The 6,031-nt window shown below is 56.8% G+C and carries 4 protein-coding genes and 1 pseudogene; all 5 read left to right on the forward strand.

Annotated elements, in window-relative coordinates; all coding sequences use genetic code 11:
- Positions 1 to 182 (forward strand): annotated as a pseudogene (locus tag Q0C48_RS07425) (hypothetical protein); the annotation flags it as partial.
- 247 nt (positions 183 to 429) lie between these two features.
- Positions 430 to 2,673, forward strand: coding sequence for a CRISPR-associated helicase Cas3' (cas3, locus tag Q0C48_RS07430; RefSeq protein ID WP_291523012.1), 2,244 nt, complete (start codon positions 430 to 432; stop codon positions 2,671 to 2,673).
- Between the two features lie 9 nt (positions 2,674 to 2,682).
- Positions 2,683 to 3,429 carry a type I-C CRISPR-associated protein Cas5c gene (gene cas5c, locus Q0C48_RS07435; protein WP_291523014.1) on the forward strand — a complete coding sequence of 249 codons (747 nt, stop codon included), beginning with the start codon at positions 2,683 to 2,685 and terminating at the stop codon, positions 3,427 to 3,429.
- 2 nt (positions 3,430 to 3,431) lie between these two features.
- The gene (gene cas8c, locus Q0C48_RS07440) at positions 3,432 to 5,240 is read left to right on the forward strand and encodes a type I-C CRISPR-associated protein Cas8c/Csd1 (RefSeq protein WP_291523016.1); all 1,809 of its coding nucleotides are present in this window, start codon (positions 3,432 to 3,434) and stop codon (positions 5,238 to 5,240) included.
- Positions 5,237 to 5,983, forward strand: coding sequence for a type I-C CRISPR-associated protein Cas7/Csd2 (gene cas7c, locus Q0C48_RS07445; RefSeq protein ID WP_291523018.1), 747 nt, complete (start codon positions 5,237 to 5,239; stop codon positions 5,981 to 5,983). Before cas8c ends, cas7c begins: the two co-directional genes overlap by 4 nt.
- Positions 5,984 to 6,031 lie beyond the last annotated feature (48 nt).

Raw genomic sequence — 6,031 nt, forward strand, 5'->3', positions numbered from 1 at the left:
AATCCTATCAAAGGAATCCTGCCAAATCAGCAGGGGTAACTGCCGAATTTAGGATGAAAGGTACTGTCACTATCCTGGGCGACATTATCAACGTACCGCACGAGCCATGGGCAGTGGAAACTGGTGAAGAAGATGATTTGTACCAAGGTTTCACCTTAGAAACCCGGAAGCCCAACGGGTGAATATGGGCCGTCTACTGCTGGATATATTTGCGTGTTGGGCGCCTGAACTTGGAGTTACCTATGAAAACATTTTGCCTTGAATCCTTTAAACCTTGGGTATGTTCCTCTCGCCCAGAAGTGTCGTGGCCTCAGTATTTGCTAGCAGCGCGCCATAGCGTTTCCGCTTCGTAAACAGATCGAAACGGCTATGCCAGACCACCCGATTTTTTACGCGCACAGCGCCAACGACCACGGGAACTGGCACCCGTTGAAAACGCATTTGCAGTCGGTCGGCAGTCTTGCAAAAGAGTACTCAACGGACACCGTTTGGGCTCAGGAATCTGAACTTGCAGGGTTGCTTCACGACCTCGGCAAATACGCCGCGCGCTTTCAGATGCGTTTGCAAGGCAAGGAATCCGGTCTCGACCACTGGTCGCAAGGCGCTTCTCTGGCGCTGACCGAGTATCGGGCCGTCGCCGCCGCGCTAGCCATCCAGGGGCATCATATTGGACTGCAACGCGGCAGCAAGGATGCTCTGCGCGGGCTATTGCCGTCCAACCTTTCCGCTACAACGCTTCCCGGCCTACAGATTTCCGATCCGGACATTGAGCAGCTTCTGTCTCGCGTTCAACAAGACGGGCTGACATTTCAGCAGCCTGCCAGCTACGTCATCTCCACCTGGACGCAAGCCATCGCCGCGATGCTCGACGTGCGTTTGCTGTTTTCCTGTCTGGTCGACGCAGATTTCCTCGACACAGAGGCGCACTTCAACGGAAACGCCCATGGAAAACAACCCCGCGAACCGGGGCCAATATTCGACCCTGACGCCGCGCTGGCAGCGCTTGATGCGTACATGGGTAAACAGGTTCGCCAGGCCAGTCGGGCCGATGCAAAAGTGCTTACCGCCCGCGAAGCGCTTTGGGGCGCTGTCGGCAAAGCCGCACCGTCTGACACAGGCGCATTTACCCTCACCGCGCCGACCGGATCGGGCAAGACGCTGGCCATGCTGCGTTTTGCCTTAGAGCACGCGAAACATCATCGGCTCAAACGGATCGTGCTGGCCGTTCCCTTCCTGACCGTGATCGAACAAACCGCTCGCATCTATCGACAAGTGTTCGCCGATTTCCCCGGCAATTTTGTACTGGAACACCACAGCCTCGCCGGGCTGGGTGAGGAATCGGAACGACAAGACGCCGAAGGTGCGCAAGAACGTCAGCGACGCCTGCTGACGGAAAACTGGGACGTGCCTATCGTGCTCACCACCAATGTGCAATTGCTGGAATCGCTGTTTTCCAACCGCCCGTCCGCCTGCCGCAAACTGCACCGTCTGATGGAATCGGTCATCCTTTTCGACGAGGCGCAAAGCCTGCCGCAGCACTTGGCCGTACCGACACTAGCAGCGCTTTCGCATCTGTCTCATGCCTACCGTTCCAGTGTGGTTTTCGCCACAGCAACCCAACCTGCGTTCGACACCCTGCATGAGGCCGTGGCAAAACAGGCAGCCAGCGGCTGGAAGCCAGCAGAAATCGTGCCGGGTCACCCCGAGCTTTTCAAAACTCTGAAGCGCGTCCAGGTGCGCTGGCCAAGGAATAACGAGAAGACAAGCTGGCCCGACTTGGCCGCGACGATTGCCCAAACCCACCAGGTGCTGGTGGTCTGCAACCTCAAACGCCATGCCCTTGCCCTACTCGACGGGCTGAAAGACACTGACGGCGTTTTCCATCTTTCCACCAACCTATGCGCAGAGCACCGCCGAGCAGTACTTGATCGTGTACGCAAATGCCTCAAACACGGACAACCCTGCCGCCTGATTTCCACGCAATGCGTCGAAGCTGGGGTCGATGTGGACTTTCCTGTTGTCTATCGCGCGTTCGCCCCACTCGATGCCATCGCCCAAGCCACCGGACGTTGCAATCGGGAAGGCAGAATGAATGCACAAAACCAGCTTGGCGAAGTGATCGTGTTCGAGCCGGAAGAAGACAGCAATTGGCGGCGGCGTTACCCCACGCATGCCTATTACCAGGCCACTGAAGTCACCCGAACGATGCTCGCCAACTATGGCGAGCTGGACATCAACGCCCCGGAAGTCTTCCGAACCTATTACCAGAAACTGTACGACCTGAGCGATCCCGCCAGCCAGAACGCAGAATTGAACCAAGCCATTACCGAACTGGATTTCGTCGAAATTGCCCGACATTACCACCTCATCGATCAGAACACCTTTCAATTACTGGTGCCCTGGGGAGATCGCTGGAGCGATTTCGCAGCCCTGCGCAGCGAGGCCGAACGCGAAGGCATCACCGCTGGCTGGATGCGTCGTGCGCAAGGACTTGCGGTCAGCGTTTACCGGCCCCGCGACGGAATGCCAGCTTGGGCCATTCCCGCCCGACTGAAACGTTTCAGCGCCGCGAATGTCGGCGTGTCCGACGAGTGGTTCATCCTTGAAGGTGACTATTACCACGACACCCTTGGGCTCAATCCCCCTGAAGGGCCGCAACTCTTCATCGCATAAGGAGACAACATGATGACACACACCTTGGAAGTCTGGGGCGACCTCGCTTGTTTCACTCGACCAGAAATGAAGGTCGAGCGTTTTTCTTACCCGGTCATCACGCCGTCGGCGGCACGCGGCATCTTCGACGCGATTTATTGGGACGGCAAACGCGAGGGCAGCGCCATCCGGCCTTATTTCCATTGGCAGATCTCCCGCATCGAAGTGCTGGAAATACCGCGCTACATCGCCTTGCGGCGCAATGAAGTCAAAGACACTGTTCCAGGTATGGCGACACTCAACAAGTGGATGTCGGGTGCAGAAAACCCTGAACCGCTTTGGGCTGATGGCGGCAAGGATGAACTCGGCACAGACCAGAAAGGGCGAACCCAGCGCCAAACGATGGCACTCAAGAACGTCCGTTATCGCCTGACCGCCAAGATCGTCCCGAAATCGGGCAATGACCGAGGCAAGCTTAACGCCTGCTTTCAGCGCCGCGTCCGGGCTGGAAAATGCTTCCAGCAACCCTATTTCGGCTGCCGCGAGTTTCCCGCTTTCTTTGAATATATCGAAGATCCAATAGCTCAACCTGCCATGCCCGTTGCGCTTGACCAGCACTTGGGCTTCATGCTCTACGACGTCTTCGACCTGCGTAAAGAAATCGTTAACAACAAGGACAAACCTTTCATCACGTTGTTCGACGCCTCGCTTGTCGGTGGCGTGCTGAATGTGCCGGTGTTTGATAGTGACTCGGTGAAAAAACCGGAAGGGGCGTAATCATGCTGCGAGCGCTTAGAGAATACGGCAGCGGCCTGGATTCCGAACCGGGCTTCAAGACCCGTGAAGTTCGCTGGTGCGTCGAGCTGGCTGCAGACGGACGTTTTCTCAACGTCCTGCCGCTGGGCGATGGCAAGCGCGGGCAGATGCAGCTTCGCTGCCCCGACATGCACAACATGAACGCGGGCGGTAAATCTCATTTTCTGGTGGAAACCGCTCAAACCGTCGCGCTCCAGTTCAAGGCAAATGAAGATGCGAAGAAAATCGCCAGCAGCGAGGAGCGGCATCGTTTTTTCGTAGCCATGCTACGCGAGTCGGCCAAAACAATCCCCGCGCTGGCATTGCTGGCCAACGTACTGGAAGACGACTCGAAGCTGGCGGAAATTCGTGATGCCCTTGCACAGCACAAAGCCAAATCCACCGACTGGCTGGGATGGCGGGTCGATGGCATGGATCCTCGGGAAGATGTTGCCACTCAGGCATGGTGGCGAGAATGGCGACACACGGATATGCGCGGCGGGTCGTCAGAGTCAACACCTTCTTTCAGCGACACCACCGATGGCGCGATGCTTTGCCTCCTGTCGGGCGAGCCGACTCAGCCCTTGCCAACTCACCCAAAAATCACAGGCTTGTCTGCCGTGGGGGGCTTGGGCATGGGTGATGTCATAGTGGGTTTCGACAAGGCCGCTTTCGGGTCTTTCGGGCTGAATCAGTCAGCCAATGCCGCAATGAGTGCCGAAGCGACACAGCAATATGTGGATGGCCTGAATGACCTCATACGCAACCACTCCCAAAAGCTCGCCAACGCGCTGGTCGTGCACTGGTTCAAGGAAGAGATCGCTCAAGAAGATGACCCGCTGGAATGGTTGAACGGCTTCGAGACGCAGGAAAACATTGAAGCCGCTGCGCAGGCAGCAGCACGCCGTCTGCTTAATTCCATCCGCAGTGGTGAGTGCGCGCTGCTGGGCGACAGCCGCTATTACGCGTTGACGCTCTCCGGTGCATCGGGTCGCGTGATGGTGCGCGACTGGATGGAAGGGCGATTCGAGGATTTGCTACGCAATGTCGAAGCGTGGTTTTCCGATCAGGCGATCACGAAGTGGGATGGGAGAAGCCTGGCCTTCGACCCCAAATTCTATGAGGTTTGCCTTGGGTTGGTCAGGAATGACCGAAAAAAATCCATATCAAAAAATCTTGAGCAGCTACCGGCCACCTCCGTATCGGCGATATGGAAATCAGCCGTACAACGCCTGCCGATTCCTCAACCATTACTTGCCCAAGCACTAGCGCAGTTTCGGGCGGAGAGATTCACGCCTGATGAGCGTAATCGTGAAGTTTTCTACCACGCCCGCATGGGCTTAATAAAAGCGTATTTCGTTCGACTCAAACCAGGAGGAGACCCCGCCATGACTGCTTATCTCAATCCAGAGCATCCCGATCCCGCATACCACTGCGGGCGATTGCTTGCCGTGCTATCAAACCTGCAACGTGCCGCCTTAGGCGACGTGGGCGCTGGCGTGGTTCAGCGCTATTACGCCGCCGCCAGCCAGACCCCCGGCCTGATCCTGGGCAGGCTCGCATCGAATGCCCGCAACCATCTCGGCAAGCTCGAAGGTGGATTGGCGTACTGGTACGAAAACAAGATTGCCGATGTGATGGGCCAATTGGGTGATCGCGCTCCGCGCATCCTCGACCTTGAAGGTCAGGGGCTGTTCGCGCTGGGCTACTACCAACAGCTCGCATCCATGCGCGCAGGCAGCAAAGACAAAAACGCCACAACCGATACCACCAAACAGGGAGAAGCCCAATGACCACCATCCAAAACCGCTACGAATTTCTTTACCTGTTTGATTGCGAAAACGGCAATCCAAACGGCGACCCGGATGCCGGCAACAGCCCGCGCATCGATCCGGAAGACATGCACGGTCTGGTGTCTGACGTTGCGATCAAACGCCGTGTGCGCAACTACATCCAGACAGCTTTCGGCAACGAAGCGCCCAATGCCATCTTCGTGGAACATGCGACCAACCTGAACAAGCCGATCGCGCTGGCTCACGAGAAAGCCAATGGCAGTGTCCCAAAAGATGGCAAATCAAATAAAGCGCAGGTGAAAGGCGCACGGGATTGGCTCTGCGGCAACTTTTTCGACATCAGGACGTTTGGCGCTGTGCTTGCTACCGGACCAAACGCCGGTCAAGTACGTGGCCCCGTCCAGGTAGCTTTCTCACGATCCGTTGATCCGATCATGCCGCTAGATTTGTCGATCACCCGTGTTGCCAAGACGCCGACCGGAGCGGATATCAAGGCCGATGCGAGTTATGAAAAACACGTTGAATGGGAAGCGGCGCAGCCTGAGGACTCGCTCCGAACCATGGGTCGTAAAGCCCTCATCCCCTACGGCCTCTACGTTGCAAAGGGCTTCGTCTCTGCCAATCTAGCGGCAGGCACCGGATTTTCAGATGATGACCTTGCGCAACTCTGGCTGGCACTGGTCAACATGTGGGATCACGACCGGTCCGCCTCCAAAGGTGTGATGTCTTGCCGTGGTCTATAGGGAAGTTCGAAAAACTCCCCATTTCCAGTAAAATGTAGGGAGCCGATT

Source organism: Acidithiobacillus sp. (assembly GCF_023255755.1).
Taxonomy (GTDB): domain Bacteria; phylum Pseudomonadota; class Gammaproteobacteria; order Acidithiobacillales; family Acidithiobacillaceae; genus Acidithiobacillus.

Bases quoted from the DNA above. Each gene is read 5' to 3' on its own strand.
- cas5c (WP_291523014.1), top strand. From the start codon at position 2,683: ATGATGACACACACCTTGGAAGTCTGGGGCGACCTCGCTTGTTTCACT.
- cas8c (WP_291523016.1), top strand. From the start codon at position 3,432: ATGCTGCGAGCGCTTAGAGAATACGGCAGCGGCCTGGATTCCGAACCG.
- cas7c (WP_291523018.1), top strand. From the start codon at position 5,237: ATGACCACCATCCAAAACCGCTACGAATTTCTTTACCTGTTTGATTGC.